Below are 23,428 nucleotides of genomic sequence, written 5' to 3'. Positions count from 1 at the left end.
GAGGGTTGGTCATGAAGTTAGCCATTGTTACTGCCTGCCCGAATGGCATGGTCACGAGTGTGCTGTGCGCCCGTTTGCTCGACGCAGCGGCGCAGCGTCAGGGCTGGATGACGTGTGTTGAAGTGCACGACGCCGCGCACCCGGAACGCCAATTGTCCGCCGCGACGCTCGAGGATGCCGAGTGGGTGCTGCTGGTCAGCACCGGAACTGTGGAGATGTCGCGGTTTGTCGGCAAACGGGTGTTCCAGAGCACGCCGTCCCAAGCCCTGCAAGACGTCGATGCGGTGCTGCGCCGTGGTGCGGAAGAAGCTCAGGTGTACGTCGCACCGCAAGCCGTCGTCGAGCCAGTAGCCGTCAGCAAAACCGCGCCGCGCCTGGTGGCGGTCACCGCCTGCCCGACCGGTGTCGCTCACACTTTCATGGCTGCCGAAGCCTTGCAGCAAGCAGCCAAGCGTCTGGGTTATGACTTGCAAGTGGAAACCCAGGGCTCGGTCGGTGCGCGTAATCCATTGAGCCCGCAAGCCATCGCGGATGCCGACGTGGTGTTGTTGGCGGCGGACATCGAAGTCGCTACCGAGCGTTTCGCCGGCAAGAAGATTTACCGCTGCGGCACTGGCATCGCCCTGAAGCAGGCCGAAGCCACACTCAACAAGGCCTTGGCCGAAGGCACGCAAGAAACCGCGTCGACCGGCGCCAAAGGCCCGGCCAAGCAAGAGAAAACCGGGGTCTACAAACACCTGCTGACGGGCGTCTCGTTCATGCTGCCGATGGTGGTGGCCGGTGGTTTGATGATTGCGCTGTCGTTTGTCTTCGGCATCACTGCGTTCAAGGAACCGGGCACGTTGGCGGCGGCACTGATGCAGATCGGTGGCGATACCGCGTTCAAGTTGATGGTGCCGCTACTGGCAGGTTACATCGCCTACTCGATTGCTGACCGTCCGGGCCTGGCGCCGGGGATGATCGGCGGTCTGTTGGCGAGTACGTTGGGCGCCGGTTTTATCGGCGGGATCATTGCCGGTTTCATCGCCGGTTACGCGGCACAAGCGATCAATCGTTATGCGCGCTTGCCGCAAAGTCTGGAAGCGCTGAAGCCGATCTTGATCATCCCGTTGCTGGCGAGTTTGTTCACCGGTCTGGTGATGATTTATGTGGTCGGTAAACCGGTCGCTGGACTGCTCGAAGGCCTGACTCATTTCCTCGACAGCATGGGCACCACCAATGCGATTCTGCTGGGGGTATTGCTCGGCGGCATGATGTGCGTCGACCTCGGTGGGCCGATCAACAAGGCCGCTTACGCGTTCTCGGTAGGACTGTTGGCGTCGCAAAGTTATGCACCGATGGCCGCGACCATGGCTGCCGGCATGGTGCCGCCAATTGGCCTGGGCATCGCCACCTTCATCGCCCGTCGCAAGTTTGCCCAGACCGAGCGTGAAGCCGGCAAGGCAGCCTTGGTGTTGGGGTTGTGCTTTATCTCCGAAGGGGCGATTCCGTTCGCCGCCAAGGACCCGTTGCGGGTGATCCCGGCGAGCATCGCCGGTGGTGCGTTGGCCGGTGCGCTGTCGATGTATTTCGGCTGCAAACTGATGGCGCCTCACGGTGGGCTGTTCGTCATGTTGATCCCGAATGCGATCAATCATGCGTTGCTGTACTTGCTGGCGATTGTTGCCGGGAGTTTGCTGACGGCGGTGGTCTATGCGCTGGTCAAGCGTCCGGAAGTCGTCGAGTTGGCATTGGAACCGGCCAACGCCTGACATCTACCCCTGTGGGAGCGAGCTTGCTCGCGATAGCGGTCTAGCAGGCAGCATCCCTTCTGAATGTGATGGCCTCATCGCGAGCAAGCTCGCTCCCATAAGGGGACCAGTGGCACTGGTGGACTTTTGTGTCATGCCTGATTCACACAGCCATGTTTAAGTTTTCCTTTTCAGGGAGAACACCATGAGCGAATTCGACTTGGGACGCCGTCGAGTGATGCAGGCCGTCGGTGCCGGGTTGTTGTTACCCGGCCTGGCTCCGGCGGTGATCGCCTCGGTCAAGGATCGTCCACAGCTTACCGATGGCGTGCAGTCCGGCGATCTGCTGGGCGACCGGGCGATGATCTGGAGCCGCAGCGATCGCCCGGCGCGGATGGTCGTGGAGTGGGACACTCGCAGCCTGTTCAGCAACCCTCGGCGTTTTGTCTCACCGTTGGCCGATGCCCGCACCGACTTCACAGCCCGGGTCGAGCTGAGCGGATTGCCCGCCGATCAGGCGATTTTCTATCGCGTGTACTTCGAAGACGCTCAAAGCGGTGTGGCCAGCGAACCTTGGTTCGGTCACCTGCGCAGCGTGCCGCAGACCCGTCGCGACATCCGTTTTGTCTGGAGCGGCGACACTGTCGGTCAGGGTTTCGGAATCAACCCGGACATCGGTGGCATGCGGATCTACGAAGCCATGCGCCTGCGCCTGCCGGACTTTTTTATCCACAGCGGCGACACCATCTACGCCGATGGCCCGGTGCCGGCGCAACTGACCACCGAAAACGGTCGGGTGTGGCGCAACATCACCAGCGAGGCCAAGAGCAAAGTTGCGGAAACCCTCGACGAGTATCGCGGCAATTATCGCTACAACCTGATGGACGAAAACATCCGCCGCTTCAACGCCGAAGTGCCGCAGATCTGGCAGTGGGACGACCACGAAGTGGTGAACAACTGGTCGCCGGGCAAGCAGCTCGACGAGCGCTATCAAAGCAAAGATATCCACAGCCTGGTCGGCCGCGCACGGCAAGCCTGGCTCGAATACGCGCCGATGCGCTTGCAGGCTGCCGACAACGGTGGGCGGATCTATCGCAAGCTCGGTTACGGGCCGCTGCTGGATGTGTTCGTGCTGGACATGCGCAGCTATCGCGAGGCCAACGATGACAACCTGGGCGGCGAAAAAGCCTTCCTGGGGCGCGAGCAACTAGAGTGGCTCAAGCGTGAACTGAAGAACTCCGGCGCGCAGTGGAAAGTCATCGCCGCCGACATGCCGATTGGCCTCGGCGTGCCGGATGGCGAAGTCAGCCCCGGCGTACCGCGCTGGGAAGCAGTGGCCAACGGTGACCCTGGCCCGGCTCAGGGCCGCGAGCTGGAAATCGCTGAATTGCTGGGTTTCTTGCGGGCGCAGCAAGTGCGCAACTTCGTCTGGCTGACGGCTGATGTGCATTACTGCGCCGCTCACCATTACCACCCGGATCGCGCCGCGTTTCAGGATTTCGAGCCGTTCTGGGAGTTCGTCGCAGGGCCGTTGAATGCCGGCAGCTTCGGACCCAATCCACTGGATAAAACCTTCGGCCCCGAAGTGGTATTCGAGAAAGCCCCGCCGGCGCAGAACACTTCGCCGTTTGCCGGATTTCAGTTTTTTGGTGAAGTACAGATCGACGGCCAGACCGCCGAAATGAGCGTCATTCTGCGTGATCTGGATGGGGTGGCAGTGTTTGAGCAGAAGTTGCAGCCGGTTTGAGAGCGGGTTGGTGTGGGAGCGAGCTTGCTCGCGATAGCGGTCGGACAGACAACATCAATGTTGAATGTTGAACCGTCATCGCGAGCAAGCTCGCTCCCACATTGGGTTTGTGTTGTCAGTAAACGTCGCGTCGGTAGCGGCCTTGCTCGATCAACCGCTCGACTTCATCAACACCGAGCACCTCGTTGAGCACCTGATCCACCCCCGAGGCCATCCCTTTCAGGCTGCCGCAGATGTAGATCGATGCACCGTCCGCCAACCACTTTTTCAGCTCGATGGCTCTTTGGCGCAGGCGATCCTGAACGTAGATCTTCTCGGCCTGATCCCGCGAAAACGCCAGATCCAGGCGCTCCAGGTCTCCGGCGATCAACCATTCCACCAGTTCATCACCGCAGAGGAAGTCATGCTCGCGATTGCGTTCACCGAACAGCAGCCAGTTGCGTGTCTGGCCCTCGGCTATTCGCGCCTTGAGCAAGCTGCGCAGGCCTGCCAGCCCGGTGCCGTTGCCCAGCAGAATCATCGGCACGGGCGTTGTCGGTAGATGGAAACCGCTGTTGCGCCGCACCCGCAGACTGATGGCGCCACCGAGTTGCGCGTATTCGGTCAGCCAGCCGGAGCCGACGCCCAGATTGCCATCCGCATGACATTCCTGACGCACCAGCAGTTCGAGCACGCCGTCGGCGGCAATCGAGGCGATCGAGTATTCGCGCATGGCCAATGGCACCAGCGCGTCGACCAACGCCTGAGCGTGCAAGCCGACCAGATGCACACGATTCTCCGGCAACTGACGGCTGGCCAAGGCGTGTTCCAGGGGTTCCTGCAAGCCATCGAGTTGCACCCGACTGTTGCCGGCGATGCCCAGCCCTTCAAGGAACTGTTCAATCGCTCCCCGGCAGTTGCGCGGCAGCACTTCAACCAGGTCGCCGGCCAGCCAACTGCTGGTGTCGGGCGCCGTCAGGCCCAGCAGGTAAACGTCGGCGCCGCTGCTGTCGGGGTTGAGCAGTTCACGCTTGCTCAAGGTCCAGTTGCTGTAGCTGGGGGCTTTCCAGGTATCGACTGGCGGCTGTCCGGTCAGTTGACCGAGTTGCTGTTGCCAATGGCGCAGGGCGTAAGGGTCGCCGCTGTCGACTTCCACCGGGGCAAACAGCGTGGTGCCACCGTGTTCCGCTAGCCAGGTGTGCAGGCGTTTGGCGAAGCCGCAGAAGTGTTGATACTGCCGATCACCGAGGCCAAGCACCGCGTAGTTCAGGCTCGAAAGGCTCAGAGCCCGACCGAGCACCTTGCGCTCGAAACCACGGGCGCTGTCCGGTGCTTCGCCGTCGCCAAAGGTGCTGACCACAAACAGCGCGTTGCTCGACTCATGCAGATCCTGCTCGCTCACAGCCGCCAGCGGTTGAACCTTTACCGGCAACCCGGCAGCTTGCAACTGGCTGGCGGTCTGCCAGGCCAACTGTTCGGCAAAACCGCTCTGGCTGGCGAAACCGATCAGCCATGCCGGGGTATCGCTGGTGGTGTGCACCAGGTCCTTACGGGCGTTTTTGATCTGATGTTTCTTGCGCCGACGATCCAGGTACAGCAACCAACCGGTGATGAAAAACAGCGGCATGCTCAGCGCCGCGAGCATCAGCACAATTCGCCCGACGAGGCCGAAATAACTGCCGACGTGCAGCGCGTAGATACTGGTCAGCAGTTGCGCCTTGAAGCTCTTGTCGCTGTAACGGTCATGGCGGCTGATAACACCGGTGGCCGGGTCGAGGGTGATCTGGTTCAGCGCCCGGTCGTGGGGCGAGTTTTTCAACAGATAGAACACGGTCGCCGGTTGTCCGGCCACCGGTGGCATGCGCACGTTGTAGGCGCTCAGGCCTGGGCCGGCGGTGCTGTAGATACTGCTCCAGATCGCGTTGTAATCGGCGGTCGGCGCGGGGCCGGCCGGTGGCGGGGCACCACGACCCTGCCTGACGCGCTCGTTTTGCGGCGCGTCGGACAACAGTTTGCTCAGGCCCTTGTTGTACCATTCATAGGACCAGGACAACCCGGTCAGCGCTGCCAGCAAATACACCAGCAAGCACCAGGTACCGGCGACCGAGTGCAAATCCCAGTTGAAGCTGCGACCTTTCTTCGCCCAGTCGAGGGTCAGCCAGGCACGCCAACTCGCGACCTGACGCGGCCAGCGCAGGTAGAGCCCGGACAGGCAGAAGAAAATCAGAATCAGTGTGCAGGCACCGGTGATTTGCCGGCCGGTGTCGCCCATCGCCAGAAAACGGTGCAGTTGCAGCATCAGACCAAAGAAATCCTGGCCGACGGCGTCGCCCATGTAATCGCCGGTGTACGGATCGACGTAGCGCATCTGGCCACGGCGCTCGCCCGGCGGCGGGGTGAAGAACACGCGTGCAGCAAAGCCGCTCTCGGTTTCGACCCAGAGCATCGCGACTTTCTTGCCTTCAGTGGCTTCGACCCTGGCCACCAGATCGGCCGGCGGCAGCACGCCGGCGACCTGCTTCTCAACCTGCAGGACCTGCGGGTTCAGCGCCCGCAGGATCTCATCCTGAAACGACACCGCCGCACCGGTAATGCCCATCAAGGCCAGCACCAGACCCGCGCTGATGCCGAAGAACCAATGCAGCTGGAACAGGGTTTTCTTCAACACGTCGACCGCCTTGTTCGTCTGAAACTGTTTGTTCAATAAAATCTCAAGGCGCGCATTATGCCGTGAGTTGTCGAGAAACATTCCTTTTTACACACAAAAGCCCCGCTCACCTGAATGGGCGGGGCTCGGCGACTTCGTTCTTTATCAGAAGTGGAAGTTGGTGCTCAGCAATGCCGTGCGGCCCGGCGCCTGGTTGGCGAAGTGAGTCGCGAAGGCTTTGTCGTAGTAGGTCACGTCGGTCAGGTTTTGCAGGTTCAGTTGCAGGTCGACGTTTTTGCTCAACTTGTAGCTGGCCATCGCGTCGTAACGAACGTAGGAATTGACCATGGTGGTGTTGGCCACACTGCCGAACACGTCATCGACGTAGAACGCACCGCCACCCAGGGTCAGCTTCGGCGTGACGTTGTAAGTCGTCCACAGGCTGGCGCTGTTTTTCGGGGTGTTAGGCAATTGGTTGCCATCGGTGGCGTGGTTCAGCGGGCCGCCATCGACTTGCTCGCTGTCCATGTAGGCGTAGCCGGCGAAGACTTGCCATTTGTCAGTGATCTTGCCGTTTGCCGACAGTTCGATACCTTGAACGCGGGTTTTGCCGGCGTTTGCGTAGGAAGTGGTATCAACCTGTACGCGTGCATTCTCTTTCTCGGTACGGAACAGGGCGGCGGTCAACGACAGACGATCGTTGAGCAGGTCCCACTTGGTGCCGACTTCGTAGTTCTTGGTGGTTTCCGGCTCCATGTCGCTGCTCAGCAGGTTGCCGTTGCGATCCGTGGTCCCCGACAGCGGGTTGCCGTCCATGCCTTCGCCCAGGGTGTTGCCCGGTGGTGTGGCCGAGGTTGCGTAGGACGCATAGATGCTGCCGTTTTCAGCCGGTTTGTAAACGACGCCCAACTGACCGGTGACGAACTCGCTGGTGTCAGCGCCTTTGGCAGTGGTGGCACCTGCCGCAGTGAAGGTCTTGTATCGGGTGTCGAAGTGGTCGTAACGCAGGCCCATGTTCACCAGCCATTGCGGCGACAGTTCCAGGGTGTCGAACACGTACAGGGCACGGGTGTTGGCGGTGGTGTCAGTGCCGGCGTAGTTGCGTGAAATCGCGCCGTTCCACGGATCATTCGGGTTCGGGTTGGCCAACGAGGTGCAGTTGTAGCCGCTGGACGCGCCGATCATCGACGGCGTGCAGTTGCTGCTCGATGTAGCGGGCGATCCCGGCGTGGTATCGGTATTCACGTTGTACGAGGACTTCTCGCCTTCTTCACGGGTGAACTCGACACCGGTGGAGAAGCTGTTCTTGAAGCCGGCGATGTAGAAGTTGCCAAACAGATCGGTCTGGTTGGTGGTGGTCGCCACGTTGCTGACACGGGTGTTGGCACGACGCCAGACGCTGCCGTTGTTCACGTTACCCTTGCTGTCGTCCGGCTGGGTCAGGATGTAATCCTGCATGCTGGTGCCGTGGCGCAGGGTGTTCTTGATGGTCAGCGCGTCGGTCAGGTCGTGCTCGATGGCGAAGGTCGCGGTGTCAGTACGGGTCTTGCGGAAGTCGCGGTCGGTCAAGCCATAGAAGTTGCTGCTGTCGCCGCCAGCGTAAGGTTTGTCCGGGTTGCTCTTGGTGCGATCAGCGGTCTTGCCCGAAGCGGGTACGGTGTACGGAATACCCGAATCCGGCAGGTCATTGCTTTGCAGATGGTAGTAGTCGAGGTTGACGCGGGTGTCGGTGCCCAGGCCGAAGGCCAGCGAGGGCGCGATGCCCCAACGGTCGTAGTCGACTTTGTCGCGGCCGGCGACGTTGCTTTCGTGGCTCAACAGGTTCAGGCGGCCAGCGGCGGTATCGCTGAACTGGTAGTTGCTGTCCAGGGTGTAGCGCTGGGTCTGGTCCGAGCCCCAGGTGAAGCCACCGTCGAATGAATCGCCCAAGTGCGCTTTTTTGCTGACCAGGTTGATGCTGCCACCGGCTGCGCCACGACCGCCAATCGCGGAGTTCGGGCCTTTGCTGACTTCGATCGACTCAACGGCAAAGATTTCACGGCTCTGGGAGCCGGTGTCACGCACGCCATCCAGGTACGTATCACCCTGAGCGTCGAAGCCGCGAATGAACGGACGATCGCCTTGCGGGTTGCCGCCTTCACCGGCACCGAAAGTGATGCCTGGAACAGTGCGCAGCGCATCCTGCATGTTGAGGGCGCCAGTGTCCTTGAGGACCTGTTGTGGAATCACGGTCACCGAACGCGGGGTATCAATCAGCGGCGCGGTGTACTTGGGCGAAGAAGCTTTTTCGACCTGGTAGGAGGTTGAGTCCTGGGCTTCACCGGTAACGCTGGTGGCATCCAGGGAAATCGCATTGCGCGGCGCTTTTTCGTCAGTCTTTTCTGCGGCGAATACCATGTGTGCTGCAGAGCTGGCAGTGATTGCCACACCCATTGCAGAAGCGAGTAAACGCGGTGAACTGACCGTTGATTGTGGTAGCTGGCGTGACATTGTGAATTCCCCTCCCCAAGGATTTGAGGCCGCGGAATATAGGGTAAACACGTATTTGTATCAATTGAGATATATTGCTATTTGCATCAAATTTACATTCTTTACAATTTTTCCTTACGGTTTTTGCGGACTCGTTCGTCATGCCGATTTTACATAGTCAATAAGAATCAATACCATTGGCGTCCCTTTGCCCTCAGGTATCGCCCCATGCTGCTGCATATTCCCGGCTTGTTCTCCCGTGAAGAGGTGCAGCGCATTCGCGAGGCTCTGGAGCAGGCTGACTGGGCGGATGGCAAGATCACCGCAGGCTTTCAATCGGCCAAGGCCAAGCACAACTTGCAGTTGCCGGAAGGCCACCCGCTGGCCCAGGAAATCGGCGCGGCGATGCTTGAGCGGTTGTGGAAACATCCTCGATTCATGTCAGCGGCGTTACCGCACAAAGTCTTCCCACCGCTGCTCAACTGCTACACCGCAGGTGGTAGTTTCGATTTTCATATCGACAACGCCGTGCGTCAGCCCAAGGGCAGCATCGAGCGCGTTCGCACCGACCTGTCGTCCACGTTGTTCTTCAGCGACCCGGACGAGTACGACGGTGGCGAGCTGGAAATTCAGGACACCTTCGGTACCCAACGAGTGAAATTGCCGGCCGGCGATCTGGTGCTCTATCCAGGCACTAGCCTGCACAAGGTCAACGCAGTCACTCGCGGTACACGTTATGCCTCGTTCTTCTGGACCCAAAGCCTGGTTCGCGAAGATAGCCAGCGCGCCTTGCTGTTCGAGATGGACGAGGCGATCCAGCAATTGACTCAGGACCTGCCGGATCATCCGTCGTTGATCCGCCTGACCGGCACCTATCACAACCTGCTGCGCCGTTGGGTCGAGGTGTAAGTGACGGACTTTCGTTTGCACCGCGAGGAAGTCCTCGACGGCGAGCGGCTCAGCGCCATGCTCGAAGAAAGCCCGGCCCGTGCGGCACAGGCGATTCTGCTGGCGGCTGGCGAGGGTGAGGTTGAGGCGCAAGCGTTGCTTGGGCAGATCCTGCTCGACGGCCGGGGCATCGCCCAGGATCAACCGCTGGCCGTACGCTGGTTTGGAATCGCTGCCGGTCAGGGGCACCTGATGGCGCGCAACATGCTGGGTCGTTGCCTTGAACATGGCTGGGGCTGTGCAGCGGATGCTTCAGTGGCTGCGCGGCATTACCGGATGGCGGCGCTAGCGGGGCTGGATTGGGCGATGTACAACCTTGCCAACCTGCTCGCCACCGGACGCGGGATAACAGAGAACCAAGCGCAAGCCCTGGCGTTGTATCGTCACGCCGCAGAGCAGGGCCACGCCAAATCCATGAACTTGTTGGGTCGCTATCTGGAAGAGGGACATCACTGCCCGCAGGATCAGTTTGCGGCTCGGGAATGGTATCGACGCTCGGCCGAGGGTGGGGATTTTCGTGGTCAGTTCAGTTATGCAGCAATACTGGCCGATGAAGGGCGGATCGAAGATGCGCTGGGCTGGTTGCGCAAGGCACTGGCCGGGGGAAACGTGAGCTTCTTGCGGGTGAGCATTGAATCATTGCTCAGCGCAAATCATCCACACATCCGCGGGATGGCTGATGCTTATCGGCAGCGGCTATCTCAGGTGCTTGCGTTTTAACGGTAGAGGGTTGCTACTCACTGTCTGGGTAGCGAAATTTCGCTTTATCAAGAATATTGCACGATAGAGAGCGTTACCCGAACAGGTTAACGCAGTCGTCGGCTGTGCGTAATGTTTGGCGATAAGCCTGCGGTTGTCGCTAACTTAACTGAGTCGGCGTCGTTAAACGAATTCAATTGCCCTGAGTTGAAATTCGATCGTTGTATTGGTTGTCTTGAATTTTAATATTTATAGGCTTGTTGGTGTTCGTTGCGGTGAACTAAGGTGGGTGTTCGCGATGTGCGTATTGGCTCGGAGGAACCGGCTAATTAGCGTCGTGAATAAAGTGAACTTAAATTAAATTCCGAAGAAGACAAGGAGTCTCTGATGGAGCTAAAAACCGATAACAAGGTGGTCGAGGCCGCGGCCAAAGCGCCCCTGGTATTTGTAAACGCATCGCTGGGTGAGGGTGGGGAATACAACCGGGAACCCGGAATGCAGTTGACCAAAGAGCAGATCATCAGTTTAAGGAAGTATGAAACCTTAGGTCTGTCTCTTCCCGTTAAGCTATCAGATGTCGTTGCCTATTTAAATTATGGTGTGGGTGATGGGGGCGGCACGGGGCTTACTGCCAGTGATTTTCTACACACATTCACCACGACATATAACCATGCCAAGCGCTGGTCGCCATTGCGCGAGCAAATAATGCTGACAGGCACCGACCTCAAGATTTTTGCCGGCAGCATTATCCGGACGGGTAACGGAATTGTAGAGGTTTATGACGACCTCAAAGCGTCGAAATACCTGGATGATTATGATATCAATACGCCGGAGGAGTACCTGAAGCTGAAACTCCGGATTCCGGATCTTCCCGATCTTGCTTTGCCTCCGGGAGATGTTCCGGAAATCAAGGACTACCTCAATGACTTGCTGGCGAAGGTCAGGCAATGCCATGAAAAGGCCGAGCGTGTCAGAAAACAATTGGACAGTTTTGGCACCGACATGCGCGAGAAAGTACTGCCGGAAATAAAGCTGAGATTGGAATTTGTTTCAAGGAATACGTATCAGGCCGATATTAAAGTTCTGCAAAAAGAGATCGATCAGCGCTCGGCGGAAATAGACGAACTCAACAAACAATATGATCAACTGGTTCAGGAAGCGATTAAGGCGGCAGCGACCCTCAATATTGGCGGGTTGATTCTCGGCATCTATCAGGGTGTCAAGGCTGAGCAGATACGCAGTCAACGTAATAAACTGAAGGAATTGCAAAAAGCCGCTAATCAAATTATGGCCAGCAAAAACCAGACGCTGAGTTCCTTGAACAAGGTGCGTGATGATCTTCAAAACCTGAGTTACGTTGCAATCGAAGCTGAGGTCGCGACTCAAAATCTTATGTTGGTGTGGAATGCATTGAGTACCTACATCACTGCCTCCGTAAAAGAGGTCGATATGCTGGATGAAGCGACTTCTTTGAGACGGTTTAAAAATCAGATAATCAGTATCGTTGCTCCGTGGGAGCAAATAAAGGTGAGCTCGGATCAATTGCTTGCTGTGTTCGCAGAGGCTGATAAGGAGCATGCGGGTAATTCTTTAGATTTTTGGAGCAAGATGGTCATGAGTTTGCTATTTAATGATTCGTATCACGCCGCTTTCAATATGGAGAGCTTGCGTGGTCATAATGCCGGGGTGCAACGAACGAACACGTCTGCGCAAATGCTCTTCGAACAATTCGATTACCTGCCCGGCACAGTCGGAGTCATGAATGATCTGACGCTCGCTATCAACAGGACAACATTCGAACTGCGTAATCAGGCTCAGACAACCCACATCCATTTGGAGCGTGCCGAGAAAAAACTCAAAGCCTATCAGGCGGAGCTGGATTATCCGGACGATGTGGAGGAGGTTCATGAGGATATGGAGGCGGAGCTCAAAAATGTATTCAATAAAATATCCGCACAAGCGGAAGATTTAAAAAGTATTCATAAGAGTGTTAGCGTCCCCTATGACAGGGACGCCTCGCAAGGATGGGTCGTTACACTGCAGCAGGATCGGGCATTTACTGAAGAACTCAAGATTAAAGCCGATGAAAAGCTAGCTGAACTGAGCGAGCAGATGAAGTCCGTTTCCGAAGCGATTGACTTGATCGGAAAAGCCGGTGTCGAAAAAATCGGTGAGGAGGCGAAGTTATCGCTGGAAAATTTGAAAGCCCTGGGCTTGGCGCCGCCGCAAATTCAAATCGCCTTGTTGGCCATTGATACGCTTAAAAAATTGATCTCTGGTATTGGGGAGGCCATTTCTTATCTCAACATGCTGGCGGCGTACAGCCGTCTCACGGAGAGAGCGGGTGACCTGAGGGTGCAGTTGCAAAAACACACCAAAGATATCGCCCAGGTTGATGGGAAGATTGAATTGGTAATGACGCTGGACAAGCTGGACGATGAGCGCTGGGGATACGTGAATGAATTCTCGAATCTGATTGGCGACTTTGAAAAGCTCACCCGCGACTTCAAGCAAGACACGTCGCTGCCCGTCGAAGAGCGGACGGAGACGGCGATCGCCCGGATCGTAGACACTATTAAATACCTGAAGTCCATTCATCAACAATAAGGAGTCGGGGAGGTGGGTGTACGCCCACCTCCCCAAGAGGGAGTATGAATACACGTGTATATGAGTTTACGGTGGCGCAGCGGCGCGTGTTAGATCGTTACACCCATTTCCTTGCTTCCCTGCACCCGACATTCAACGGTATACCGGTTGTGTTTGAGCGCCGTAGAAGGAGCGGCCATCAACTTGCGGTTCTGGCCAAGGATTCGCGTTTGAGCAATGCTCAGTTTAATGAACGATATCTGCAAGAATTTTGGGGGCGTACTGAAGAAGCCTGGCGTCTATACAAAGATTATGTTGAAGACCTCGAAACGTTCACTCGAGAGTCTTTGGAATTAACCGGGAAGACCTCCAGGAATGAACCGGTTGGCCAAGTGGATTTCCAGTTGTACAGTTTGTCCAGATCCACGATCTGGAAGTTGTTTCCGCCCAAAAATGTACCGGACTTGATTCACGAGTTGGCGCTTCGATTTTATGATCTGAGATCTGCAGTACGACAACTGAAGTATACAATCGTCGAAACGTATAACGAGTCATTTGGACTCAAGTCGGTATTCACGAGTGCAATGGACCATCGATCCTGTCTTTGCCATTCAACGCCGACTGTCGTGCAGGAGTTGTTTCGCGAGTCTGACACTACACCTGCCTGGGACATCAATTATTCTTCCAGGGATGCTTCGGTCAGGGCGGCAGAATATAAGGCCGATATTGCAGCGTTATTCCATGGATTCGTTTCTGTGAGCTCGCAGATGGGGCTGTTCATTGAAGAGCTCTATCAACGTATCGATGGTGCAATCAATGAGCTCTTGCGAGCAAAGGGTGTATCCAGACTCGGCGAATTAAATTTCAAGCTGGGCGCTGCTATGGAGGGCGCTAATGAAGGTATGGCAATGATGAGTCACTTGGAAGCATGGCTACGTAAATAAAAAAAAGGCCCATGTTTTCATGGGCCTTTTTTTACGGTATCGCTTATACGTAAAACGACTTCAACGGCGGGAAGCCATTGAACTCAACAGCGCTGTAGCTGGTGGTGTACGCGCCAGTGGACAGCCAGTACAGGCGGTCACCGATGGCCAGGTTCAATGGCAGGCCGTACTTGTAGTTTTCGTACATGATATCGGCGCTGTCGCAGGTTGGGCCGGCAATCACCACTTCTTCCATCTCGCCTTTCTTTTCGGTCCAGATCGGGAACTTGATGGCTTCGTCCATGGTTTCGATCAGGCCGGAGAACTTGCCCACATCCGTGTACACCCAGCGCTCGACGGCAGTGCGGGATTTGCGCGCGACCAATACCACTTCGCTGACCAGGATGCCGGCGTTGGCGATCAGCGAACGGCCTGGCTCAAGGATGATTTCCGGCAGGTCGTCACCGAAGTCTTCCTTGAGGAAACGGATGATTTCTTCGGCGTAGGTTTCCAGGCTGTTGGTGCGGGTGATGTAGTTGGCCGGGAAGCCGCCGCCCATGTTGATCAGCTTGAGGTGGATGCCGTCTTCTTCTTTCAGACGCTCGAAGATCACTTTGACCTTGGCGATTGCCGCGTCCCAGACGCTGATGTCGCGCTGCTGCGAGCCAACGTGGAAGGAGATGCCGTAAGGCACCAGGCCCAGATCGCGAGCGAGGATCAGCAGGTCCATGGCCATGTCGGTCTGGCAGCCGAATTTACGCGACAAAGGCCAATCGGCGGTGGTCGAGCCTTCGGTCAGGATACGCACATAGACTTTCGAACCCGGTGCAGCCTTGGCGATGTTGCGCAGGTCGGCTTCGGAGTCGGTGGCATACAGGCGCACGCCCTTCTCGAAGAAGTAGCGAATGTCCTTGGATTTCTTGATGGTGTTGCCGTAGCTGATGCGGTCCGGAGTCACGCCGCGACCCAGCACCTTGTCCAGCTCGTAAATCGAGGCGATGTCGAAGCTCGAACCTTTCTCTTTCAGCAGGTCGATGATCTCGACGGCCGGGTTGGCCTTGACCGCGTAGTAAACCTTGGCAAATTCGAAACCGGCGCGCAGGTCGTCATAGGCCTGGGCGATCATCGCGGTGTCGATAACCACGAACGGGGTTTCTTGCTTGTCGGCGAAAGCCTTCATTTTCTGAAAGGTTTCACGCGCGAAATAGTCTTCGACATTGATCGACATACTTGGGAGCTCCTAATGGCAAACGGGTAAAAACAATGGGTGCAAATGAACGTCCTCCGTATCCCCACTTTGGTTCGCCTACTTCCCAAGGCATGTCGCCGAAAGCAAAAAGGTCAACCTGGCGCTGCGCCGCGGGTGACCTTGCTGTCTCGTCGTCAGTACTTGAGCCGGATGGATCGTTTCCAGCATGGACGTTCGGCGCGAACTTTAGGACTTGAGCGGCTTGAGATCAACAAAAAATGTCGCGTTTTTGCACGCTTCCGTCGTGCGGTCCTGGTCAGTCACTTGTGTAACCGACCTGGATGACAGTGTGATGTTCCCGTTGGAGGGATATTTTGGGTGTTTCGGTGAGAGTTGTGGTGCCCCTAATCGCGAGCAAGCTCGCTCCCACACTGGATCTGTGGTGTGCATGCAATCTGTGCATCAACACACATCTCCTGTGGGAGCGAGCTTGCTCGCGATGGCGTCCGTCAGGCCAACGCTACTTCGGCAGGCGACACAATGCTGGTCTTGCCGCCACGCGAACGCCCGGAACTCAAGTACTCGGCAATCGACTCCTGCGTGACTTCACCGAGGAACACCCGCTCGGCGTCCATCACCGGCAGCCACGAGCGGTTGAACTCGTACATGCGCGACAGCAGGATCCGCAAGTGCTCGTCATAGGCCGCCGTGGCGTTGAACTCGCGCAGGTATTGCGCGCAGGTGCCGGTCTGACGATGCAGATCGCGGCGGCGCACGTAGCCCAGGGCCTTGTTGTCGGCGCAGGTGACCACCACGTAGCGGCGGTCGAGTTCGTCCATCAACTCCAGCGCTTCGGCCACCGGTGTTTCCGGGCTGACCGACGGTGCGTTGTCCGCCGCGTCTTCGGCCTTGACCAGCAGCAGGCGCTTGAGCGTGCTGTCCTGACCGACGAAGTTGCTGACAAAGTCATCCGCCGGGTGCGCGAGCAGGGTGTCCGGGTGGTCGATCTGGATCAGCTTGCCGCCACGGAAGATCGCGATCTTGTCGCCGAGCTTGATCGCTTCGTCGATGTCGTGGCTGACCATGATCACGGTCTTGCCCAATGCCCGTTGCATCTCGAAGAACTCGTTCTGGATCATCTCGCGGTTGATCGGGTCGACCGCGCCGAACGGTTCATCCATCAACAGCAGTGGGGCGTCTGCGGCCAGAGCGCGGATCACACCGATCCGCTGTTGCTGACCACCGGACAGCTCACGCGGGTAGCGACTCAGATACTGCTTGGGTTCCAGCTTGATCATGCTCATCAACTCGCGGGCGCGGTCGTGGCATTGCTGTTTGTCCCAGCCGAGCAGGCGCGGAACGATGGTGATGTTTTCCTCGATGGTCATGTTCGGAAACAGACCGATCTGCTGGATCACATAACCGATGTTGCGGCGCAGGGTTACGGCGTCCAGGTCAGTGGTGTCTTCGCCGTTGATCAGGATCTTGCCCGAGGTCGGTTTGATCAACCGGTTGATCATCTTCAGCGTGGTGCTCTTGCCGCAACCCGATGGCCCGAGGAACACGCAAATCTCGCCTTCATTGACGGTCAGGTTTACCGAGTCCACGGCTTTGATGTCTTTGCCGTTGCTGTGAAAGGTTTTACTGAGGTTTTGAAGTTCGATCATTTGAGTAATCCTTTTGGAGTCAGCGAGCGTTGCAGCCATTGCAGAAGCAGGTCGGCGAAGATCGCCAGAAGACTGACCAGCACTGCACCGACGATCAGCATCGACATGTCGCTGCGGCTGATGGCAGCGAGGATGAGTACGCCCAGACCACCGGCGCCAATGGTTGCGGCGATGGTCATCACCCCAATGTTCATCACCACGGCGGTGCGTACACCCGCGAGGATCACCGGCACCGCAATCGGCAACTCGACCCTGCGCAGGCGCTGGCCGAAGGTCATGCCGATACCGCGCGCGGCTTCGCGAATACCGGGTTCGACGCCAGTCAGCGCCAGGTAGGTGTTACGCATGATGGGTAGCAGGGAATACAGAAACACCGCGGTGATCGCCGGCATCGGCCCCAGGCCCTGGCCGAATTTCGAGTAGAACGGCAGCAGCAGACCGAACAGCGCAATCGACGGAATGGTCAGCAGCACCGTGGCGCTGGCTTGCAGAGGACCGGCCAGCGCTGGGAAGCGTGTCATCAGAATGCCCAGCGGCACACCGACCACAATTGCCAGAGTCACGGCAATGCCGACCAGGGTGATGTGTTGCCAGGTCAGGTGCAGGACGAGTGGCCAGTCCAGGTGGGAAAAGGCGTTGAGAAATTCCATGGCTTTTCCTCAGTTGATGGGGTGCTGGCGCAAGAAATCTGCGGCCACGGCGGAAGGGCTTTCGTGGTCGACGTCGACCCGCGCATTGAGCTGGCGCATGGTTTGGTCGTCGAACAGTTGGGCCAGCGGTTTGAGTTGTTCGGCCAATTGCGGGTGGGCGTCGAGGTAGGTTTGACGCACGACTGGCGCGGCGGTGTAGTCCGGGAAGTAATGCTTGTCGTCTTCCAGCAGTTTCAGCTTGAAGGCGTTCAAGCGCCCGTCGGTGGTGTAGACCAGGCCGGCAAATACCTGGCCATTGCGCAGCGCCGTGTAGACCAGCCCGGCGTCCATCTGGCGGATGTTGTTGCGGGTCAGGTTCATGCCGTAGAGCTTGACCATGCCTTTGAGGCCGTCGGAACGGTTGGCGAACTCGGTGTCCAGCGCCACCAGGTGGTTGGTCTTTGCCTCAGCGCTGAGCACGTTGTTCAAGTCGCTGATGCTGTTGATTTGCGGATACTCATCGGCAACGTTCTTCGGCAACGCGAGTGCATACGTGTTGCTGAATTTCGACGGAGCGAGCCAGACCAGCCCCTTTTTTGCGTCGAGTTCCTTGACCCGCGCGTAGGACTGTTCGCTGTCGAGCTTCTCAGTGACATGGTTGTAGGCCACCAGCGACACGCCGGTGTATTCCCACATCAGGTCCAGTTGGCCGTTTTCATGGGCACTGCGGGCCAGACTGCTGCCCAGACCTCCCGTCACCTGGACGTCGTAACCCTGGGTGCGCAGGTATTGGGAGGTGATTTCCGCGAGCAGGGTTTGTTCGGTGAACACCCGGGCACCGATGCGAATCAGCGGCTTTTCGGCGGCTTGGGCAAATCCTGCGCACAGCAGGACGCAGCCTAGTAACAAGCTAAATGTCTTCATGATTATTCCTTCGCTCAGCCGGATTAGGACTGAGGTAAACCGCGTTCCAGCCAGAGGCGGCTGGCCAGTGTCACCAGACCGTCGAGCAGCAATGCCAGCAGGGCGGTGCAGACTGCGCCGAGTATCAGTTGCGGCTGATTGTTCAAGGCAATGCCGGGGAAAATCAGGCTGCCCAGGCTATTGGCGCCGATCAGGAACGCCAGCGGTGCGGTGCCGACATTGATCGCCAATGCCACGCGCACGCCGCCGATGATGATCGGCACGGCGTTCGGCAGTTCGACCCGCCAGAGCACCTGACTCGGGGTCATGCCGATGCCGACGGCCGCTTCCTTGAGTGAACCCTGAACGTTTTTCAGGCCTTCGTAGGTGTTGCGCACGATGGGCAACAGGGACGCGAGGAACAACGCGAAGATCGCAGGGCCGCTGCCGATCCCGAGAATCCCCAGGGCAATGGCCAGTACGGCGAGAGGCGGGACAGTGTTGCCGATGTTGAAGAGTTGCATGAAGCGTTCGGCGCGTCCGACCATGGTCGGGCGGCTGAGGAAGATACCGGCGGGGATGCCCACAACGAGGGCGGCCAGCATGGAAGCGAGGACTAGAATCAGATGAGCTTGCAGGTAAAACAACAAATCGTCGCGGTACAGTTCGATCGTGTTGATGCCGATCCAGTGGATCAGCAGGGCCAGAAGGGCGACGACAACCGCTCCTCCTGTCAGCCCTTTGCCATAGCGAATAGCCACAGGCGGACTCCTTTATTTCAGTCGGCGAACAGTTTTTCGTGTGGCAACGCCATGCCTGGCTGCCGAAAAATGATCGCGAAAAGCAGCTCGTTCAATACCGGTAAAACGGCATCGGATCGAGCCATAAGCGCAGCCTTGTCAGGCTGACTTGCTGATATTTCAGCCCCTGACGACAGGTCGTAACAGGGGAGTGGACGCCTCCACGGTTTAAAAGGTTCCCACGTTAGACACTATTTAGCCACCCCGGCCGCCTCACCTCTCGGCAGCTGCTACAGGGCGAACGGTGGTCCGTAGATGTCGTTTTGAGCTATACTCGCCGCCCTTTTTTGAATCACCTGCCAGGCGATTTCCCATGACCAAACAGGCCGCCGAAGTCGCGAAACGCCGCACTTTCGCCATTATTTCCCACCCCGATGCGGGTAAGACCACCATCACCGAGAAGCTCTTGCTGATGGGCAAGGCGATTGCGATTGCTGGTACGGTGAAGTCTCGCAAATCCGACCGCCATGCCACCTCCGACTGGATGGAAATGGAAAAGCAGCGTGGTATTTCCATTACCACGTCGGTCATGCAGTTCCCGTATCGCGATCACATGATCAATCTGCTCGACACCCCGGGCCACGAAGACTTCTCCGAAGACACCTACCGCACCCTGACGGCGGTCGACTCGGCATTGATGGTTCTCGACGGCGGTAAGGGCGTAGAGCCACGGACCATCGCCCTGATGGACGTTTGCCGTCTACGTGACACGCCGATCGTCAGCTTCATCAACAAACTCGACCGCGACATTCGCGACCCGATCGAACTGCTCGACGAAATCGAAGCCGTCCTGAAGATCAAGGCTGCGCCGATCACCTGGCCGATCGGTTGCTACCGCGATTTCAAAGGCGTGTATCACCTCGCCGACGACTACATCATTGTGTACACCGCGGGCCACGGCCACGAGCGGACCGAGGTGAAAATCATCGAGAAGCTCGATTCCGATGAAGCCCGCGCGCACTTGGGTGACGAGTACCACCGCTTCGTCGAACAGCTGGAACTGGTGCAGGGCGCCTGCCACGAATTCAATCAGCAAGAGTTCATGGACGGCCAACTGACCCCGGTGTTCTTCGGTACCGCATTGGGCAACTTCGGGGTCGATCACGTGCTCGACGCCGTGGTCAACTGGGCGCCGAAGCCGCTGGCCCGTGTCGCCAACGAGCGTACCGTGGAGCCGGTGGAAGAGAAGTTCGCCGGTTTCGTGTTCAAGATCCAGGCGAACATGGACCCGAAACACCGCGACCGCATTGCCTTCATGCGTATCTGCTCCGGCAAGTACGAAAAAGGCATGAAGATGCGCCACGTGCGCACCGGCAAGGACGTACGGATCGGTGATGCGCTGACCTTCTTCTCCTCTGAGCGTGAGCAACTGGAAGAAGCGTTTGCCGGCGACATCATCGGTCTGCACAACCACGGCACCATCCAGATCGGCGACACCTTCACCGAAGGCGAAACCCTGGGCTTCACCGGTATCCCGCACTTCGCCCCGGAACTGTTCCGCCGCGTACGCCTGAAGGATCCGCTGAAATCCAAGCAACTTCGCCAGGGCTTGCAGCAGCTGGCCGAAGAGGGCGCGACCCAGGTGTTCTTCCCGGAACGCAGCAACGACATCATCCTCGGCGCCGTCGGTGTGCTGCAGTTCGATGTGGTCGCCAGCCGCCTGAAAGAGGAATACAAGGTCGAATGCGCCTACGAGCCGATCACGGTCTATTCTGCGCGCTGGATCGATTGCAGCGATAAGAAGAAGCTCGAAGAGTTCAGCGTCAAGGCTGTGGAAAACCTTGCGATTGACGGCGGCGGTCACCTGACCTACCTGGCCCCGACCCGGGTCAATCTGGCGCTGATGGAAGAACGTTGGCCGGACGTGAAATTCCGTGCGACGCGTGAGCATCACTAAGCACTGAACAGCTACGCCGAAAGCCCCGATGCGAAAGCTTCGGGGCTTTTTTATGAGAGAAAAGATCGCAGCGTGCCGCAGCTCCTGCGAAACGTGCGTACATCCGAAGGCTGCGATCTTTTGATTTTCAATCCAGCCGAAATAGCTTTTTGGCCTAACCATTATTCCAAACCTGTCTTTTGGCAAAAGGCAATTGGCGACCATCGTTAGTGTCCTATCTGGTCAATCCCGTCTATCCAGACTAGATTTCAGACAGCGCTGCGGTCGTTGGAACTACGATCCGCAGCTATCCGTGATTCACCTACGAAAGGATGGAATCAGCTATGAGCATTTTTCAACGCATGGTGTTACTGATCAAAGTGCTGGTGTTGCTGTCGGTGGGCACTTCGGCAGCGTGGGCGAGCAGCGGCGCGGTGCAGGACCAGGGTTTTTGGGCCGCAAAAAGTGTGCAGGGCAGTGGCTTGATGGTCGCCACTGGTGATCAGAGTCAGGGTGACAGTAAAGGCGATGAGGACCCGTCCTCCGACGATTCCGAAGACGATACCCAGGGTTAAGGATTCTTAAGGATTCAGGCAAAAGAAAACCCCTCTTTCCGGACTGATGCGCAATCGGAGAAGGAGGGGTTTGGTTAACACATTGAAAGCGCCCCGAGAGGGCGCTTTTTCATGCCCGGCTTAGACGACGAATTGCTCGGCGTAATGGCAGGCCACCTGGCGGCTGTCGAGTTGGCGCAGGGCCGGCTCTTCTTTGCTGCACCGTTCAGTGGCGTACGGGCAGCGCTTGTGGAAAGCGCAGCCGGACGGCGGGTTCAGCGGGTTCGGCAGTTCGCCGACGATCTTGATTTTCGGCTTGGTCGGATCCGGGTGGATCGTCGGTGTGGCCGACAGAAGGGCCTGGGTGTACGGGTGCAGAGGACGGGTGTAGATGTCTTCTTTCGGGCCCATTTCCACCGGACGGCCGAGGTACATCACCAACACTTGGTCGGCGACGTGACGCACCACCGCCAGGTTGTGGGAGATGAACACGTAGGCGGTGTTGAACTCTTGTTGAAGATCCATGAACAGGTTCAGCACCTGAGCCTGGATTGACACGTCCAGCGCCGAGGTCGGTTCGTCCGCGACCAGCACTTTGGGTTGCAGCATCATGGCGCGTGCCAGGGCGATCCGCTGGCGCTGACCGCCCGAGAACATGTGCGGATAACGCTGGTAGTGCTCAGGACGCAAGCCGACCTGTTTCATCATCGCCTGGACTTTTTCACGGCGCTCGGCCGCGGAAAGCTTGGTGTTGATCAATAATGGCTCTGCAAGCTGATCGCCGATTTTCTGCCGTGGGTTCAGCGAGGCGTAAGGGCTCTGAAAGACCATCTGCACATCTTTGCGCAGTTGTTTGCGTTCGGCCTTGTTGGCACCGGTGACTTCTTGCCCGGCGATTTTCAACGAGCCCGAAGACGGCTCTTCGATCAACGTCAGGGCACGGGCCAGGGTCGACTTGCCGCAACCGGACTCGCCTACAACAGCGAGGGTCTTGCCGGCTTCGAGTTCGAACGACACGCCATTGAGTGCGCGTACCAGCGCGGTGCCTTTGAACAGGCCGCGGGAGACTTCGTAGTGACGGGTCAGGTCACGGGCGGTGAGAACGACGGCCATTACGCCACCTCCTGATTCAAAGGATAGAAGCAGCGGGCGAGGCTGTTGCTTTTCGGGTCCAGGCCTGGACGTTGTTGACGGCAGCGGTCCTGCACGTACGGGCAGCGCGGCGACAGCAGGCAGCCTTGCGGACGGTCATAACGGCCGGGAACGATGCCCGGCAGCGTGGCCAGGCGCGAGGAACCCAGGCTGTGCTCGGGAATGGCCTTGAGCAGCGCTTCGCTGTACGGGTGCGCAGGGATGTCGAATAACTGCGGCACCTGACCGACTTCTACTGCTTGGCCGGCGTACATCACGCACACGCGCTGAGCGGTTTCGGCCACCACGGCGAGGTCGTGAGTGATCAGCACCAGACCCATGTTCTGCTCTTTTTGCAGCGCCAGCAGCAGGTCCATGATCTGCGCCTGAATCGTCACGTCCAACGCTGTGGTCGGTTCGTCGGCGATCAGCAGTTTCGGTTCGCCGGCAATCGCCATGGCAATCGCCACGCGTTGGCTCATACCGCCGGACAGTTGATGCGGGTAGGCATCCATACGGCTTGCGGCGCCCGGGATTTCGACTTTTTCCAGCAGCTCGATGGCGCGCTTACGGGCGGCCTTGCTGGACATTTTCAGGTGCAGACGTAGCACTTCTTCGATCTGGAAACCGACGGTATAGCTCGGGTTCAGTGCGGTCATAGGGTCCTGGAAGACCATGGCCAGGTCTTTGCCGACGATTTGCCGACGCTGACGGTTGCTGAGCTTGAGCATGTTCTTGCCGTCGAAATTCAGGGCGTCAGCGGTGACGATCCCTGGATGTTCGATCAGGCCCATCAGCGCCATCATGGTCACGGACTTGCCGGACCCCGACTCGCCAACGATGGCCAGGACTTCGCCCTTGTCCACGGAAATGTCGAGGCCATCGACCACCGGAACGGCGTTCTTGTCGCCGAAGCGAACGTTGAGATTCTTGATTTCTAACAGTGACATT

The 23,428-nt window shown here is 58.0% G+C and carries 17 protein-coding genes; 8 read left to right on the top strand and 9 right to left on the bottom strand.

Going from position 1 to position 23,428, the window contains the following annotated elements:
• Window positions 1-11 precede the first annotated feature (11 nt).
• The gene (locus AC1RKH_RS14175; RefSeq protein WP_493062497.1) at window positions 12-1,751 is read left to right on the top strand and encodes a PTS fructose-like transporter subunit IIB; all 1,740 of its coding nucleotides are present in this window, start codon (window positions 12-14) and stop codon (window positions 1,749-1,751) included.
• A 184-nt stretch (window positions 1,752-1,935) separates the two neighbouring features.
• Window positions 1,936-3,477 (top strand): alkaline phosphatase D family protein, encoded by a 1,542-nt coding sequence (locus AC1RKH_RS14170; RefSeq protein ID WP_493062496.1) that lies wholly within the window; start codon window positions 1,936-1,938, stop codon window positions 3,475-3,477.
• Between the two features lie 115 nt (window positions 3,478-3,592).
• On the opposite strand, the gene AC1RKH_RS14165 is transcribed toward AC1RKH_RS14170, so the two are convergent.
• Window positions 3,593-6,124 (bottom strand): PepSY domain-containing protein, encoded by a 2,532-nt coding sequence (locus AC1RKH_RS14165; RefSeq protein ID WP_493062558.1) that lies wholly within the window; start codon window positions 6,122-6,124, stop codon window positions 3,593-3,595.
• A 144-nt stretch (window positions 6,125-6,268) separates the two neighbouring features.
• Window positions 6,269-8,593, bottom strand: coding sequence for a TonB-dependent receptor (locus AC1RKH_RS14160; RefSeq protein WP_493062495.1), 2,325 nt, complete (start codon window positions 8,591-8,593; stop codon window positions 6,269-6,271).
• Window positions 8,594-8,800: 207 nt separating this feature from the next.
• Between AC1RKH_RS14160 and AC1RKH_RS14155 the strand changes: the two genes are divergently transcribed.
• From AC1RKH_RS14155 to AC1RKH_RS14140, 4 genes are all read left to right on the top strand, one after another.
• Entirely contained in the window at window positions 8,801-9,481 is a 681-nt protein-coding gene (locus AC1RKH_RS14155; RefSeq protein WP_493062494.1) for a Fe2+-dependent dioxygenase, read from the top strand.
• Entirely contained in the window at window positions 9,482-10,240 is a 759-nt protein-coding gene (locus AC1RKH_RS14150) for a tetratricopeptide repeat protein (protein WP_493062493.1), read from the top strand. It begins immediately after the preceding gene.
• Window positions 10,241-10,606: 366 nt separating this feature from the next.
• On the top strand, window positions 10,607-12,826 hold the full coding sequence (locus AC1RKH_RS14145) for an alpha-xenorhabdolysin family binary toxin subunit A (RefSeq protein ID WP_493062492.1): 2,220 nt from the start codon (window positions 10,607-10,609) through the stop codon (window positions 12,824-12,826).
• A gap of 44 nt (window positions 12,827-12,870) precedes the next feature.
• Window positions 12,871-13,749, top strand: coding sequence for a hypothetical protein (locus tag AC1RKH_RS14140; RefSeq protein ID WP_493062491.1), 879 nt, complete (start codon window positions 12,871-12,873; stop codon window positions 13,747-13,749).
• A gap of 43 nt (window positions 13,750-13,792) precedes the next feature.
• Here the strand turns inward: AC1RKH_RS14140 and AC1RKH_RS14135 are convergent, their stop codons facing one another.
• The 5 genes from AC1RKH_RS14135 to AC1RKH_RS14115 form a co-directional block, all read right to left on the bottom strand.
• Window positions 13,793-14,956, bottom strand: coding sequence for a type III PLP-dependent enzyme (locus AC1RKH_RS14135; RefSeq protein ID WP_123584808.1), 1,164 nt, complete (start codon window positions 14,954-14,956; stop codon window positions 13,793-13,795).
• A gap of 470 nt (window positions 14,957-15,426) precedes the next feature.
• Window positions 15,427-16,584, bottom strand: coding sequence for an osmoprotectant ABC transporter ATP-binding protein OsmV (locus tag AC1RKH_RS14130; protein ID WP_493062490.1), 1,158 nt, complete (start codon window positions 16,582-16,584; stop codon window positions 15,427-15,429).
• Window positions 16,581-17,234, bottom strand: coding sequence for an ABC transporter permease (locus AC1RKH_RS14125; RefSeq protein WP_493062489.1), 654 nt, complete (start codon window positions 17,232-17,234; stop codon window positions 16,581-16,583). The genes AC1RKH_RS14130 and AC1RKH_RS14125 overlap by 4 nt, the downstream gene beginning before the upstream one ends.
• 9 nt (window positions 17,235-17,243) lie before the next feature.
• Window positions 17,244-18,137: a glycine betaine ABC transporter substrate-binding protein gene (locus tag AC1RKH_RS14120; RefSeq protein ID WP_493062488.1), complete on the bottom strand. Its 894-nt coding sequence runs from the start codon at window positions 18,135-18,137 to the stop codon at window positions 17,244-17,246.
• Between the two features lie 23 nt (window positions 18,138-18,160).
• Window positions 18,161-18,877, bottom strand: coding sequence for an ABC transporter permease (locus tag AC1RKH_RS14115; protein ID WP_493062487.1), 717 nt, complete (start codon window positions 18,875-18,877; stop codon window positions 18,161-18,163).
• 352 nt (window positions 18,878-19,229) lie between these two features.
• Between AC1RKH_RS14115 and AC1RKH_RS14110 the strand changes: the two genes are divergently transcribed.
• Together AC1RKH_RS14110 and AC1RKH_RS14105 are read left to right on the top strand one after the other, a co-directional pair.
• Window positions 19,230-20,813 carry a peptide chain release factor 3 gene (locus AC1RKH_RS14110; RefSeq protein WP_123424238.1) on the top strand — a complete coding sequence of 528 codons (1,584 nt, stop codon included), beginning with the start codon at window positions 19,230-19,232 and terminating at the stop codon, window positions 20,811-20,813.
• 323 nt (window positions 20,814-21,136) lie between these two features.
• Window positions 21,137-21,367: a hypothetical protein gene (locus AC1RKH_RS14105; RefSeq protein ID WP_493062486.1), complete on the top strand. Its 231-nt coding sequence runs from the start codon at window positions 21,137-21,139 to the stop codon at window positions 21,365-21,367.
• A 120-nt stretch (window positions 21,368-21,487) separates the two neighbouring features.
• Here AC1RKH_RS14105 and AC1RKH_RS14100 read toward each other — a convergent pair whose 3' ends face one another.
• Both AC1RKH_RS14100 and AC1RKH_RS14095 read right to left on the bottom strand, forming a co-directional pair.
• A complete protein-coding gene (locus AC1RKH_RS14100) occupies window positions 21,488-22,459 on the bottom strand; it encodes a peptide ABC transporter ATP-binding protein (RefSeq protein WP_123424242.1) in 972 nt (323 codons plus the stop codon).
• Window positions 22,459-23,427, bottom strand: coding sequence for an ABC transporter ATP-binding protein (locus AC1RKH_RS14095; protein ID WP_493062485.1), 969 nt, complete (start codon window positions 23,425-23,427; stop codon window positions 22,459-22,461). Before AC1RKH_RS14095 ends, AC1RKH_RS14100 begins: the two co-directional genes overlap by 1 nt.
• Between the last annotated feature and the right edge of the window lies 1 nt (window position 23,428).

It is taken from the genome of Pseudomonas sp. GW822-FHT06B12, assembly GCF_058799675.1.
The sequence above is the reverse complement of the archived record's forward strand: the minus strand, read 5'-3'. Positions and strand labels throughout refer to the sequence as shown.

Excerpts from the sequence above, each read along its gene's own strand:
- AC1RKH_RS14140 (WP_493062491.1), top strand. The coding sequence starts at position 12,871 with ATGAATACACGTGTATATGAGTTTACGGTGGCGCAGCGGCGCGTGTTA.
- AC1RKH_RS14145 (WP_493062492.1), top strand. The coding sequence starts at position 10,607 with ATGGAGCTAAAAACCGATAACAAGGTGGTCGAGGCCGCGGCCAAAGCG.
- AC1RKH_RS14155 (WP_493062494.1), top strand. The coding sequence starts at position 8,801 with ATGCTGCTGCATATTCCCGGCTTGTTCTCCCGTGAAGAGGTGCAGCGC.
- AC1RKH_RS14160 (WP_493062495.1), bottom strand. The coding sequence starts at position 8,593 with ATGTCACGCCAGCTACCACAATCAACGGTCAGTTCACCGCGTTTACTC.
- AC1RKH_RS14175 (WP_493062497.1), top strand. The coding sequence starts at position 12 with ATGAAGTTAGCCATTGTTACTGCCTGCCCGAATGGCATGGTCACGAGT.
- AC1RKH_RS14110 (WP_123424238.1), top strand. The coding sequence starts at position 19,230 with ATGACCAAACAGGCCGCCGAAGTCGCGAAACGCCGCACTTTCGCCATT.
- AC1RKH_RS14120 (WP_493062488.1), bottom strand. The coding sequence starts at position 18,137 with ATGAAGACATTTAGCTTGTTACTAGGCTGCGTCCTGCTGTGCGCAGGA.
- AC1RKH_RS14105 (WP_493062486.1), top strand. The coding sequence starts at position 21,137 with ATGAGCATTTTTCAACGCATGGTGTTACTGATCAAAGTGCTGGTGTTG.
- AC1RKH_RS14170 (WP_493062496.1), top strand. The coding sequence starts at position 1,936 with ATGAGCGAATTCGACTTGGGACGCCGTCGAGTGATGCAGGCCGTCGGT.
- AC1RKH_RS14130 (WP_493062490.1), bottom strand. The coding sequence starts at position 16,584 with ATGATCGAACTTCAAAACCTCAGTAAAACCTTTCACAGCAACGGCAAA.
- AC1RKH_RS14135 (WP_123584808.1), bottom strand. The coding sequence starts at position 14,956 with ATGTCGATCAATGTCGAAGACTATTTCGCGCGTGAAACCTTTCAGAAA.
- AC1RKH_RS14095 (WP_493062485.1), bottom strand. The coding sequence starts at position 23,427 with ATGTCACTGTTAGAAATCAAGAATCTCAACGTTCGCTTCGGCGACAAG.
- AC1RKH_RS14125 (WP_493062489.1), bottom strand. The coding sequence starts at position 17,234 with ATGGAATTTCTCAACGCCTTTTCCCACCTGGACTGGCCACTCGTCCTG.
- AC1RKH_RS14100 (WP_123424242.1), bottom strand. The coding sequence starts at position 22,459 with ATGGCCGTCGTTCTCACCGCCCGTGACCTGACCCGTCACTACGAAGTC.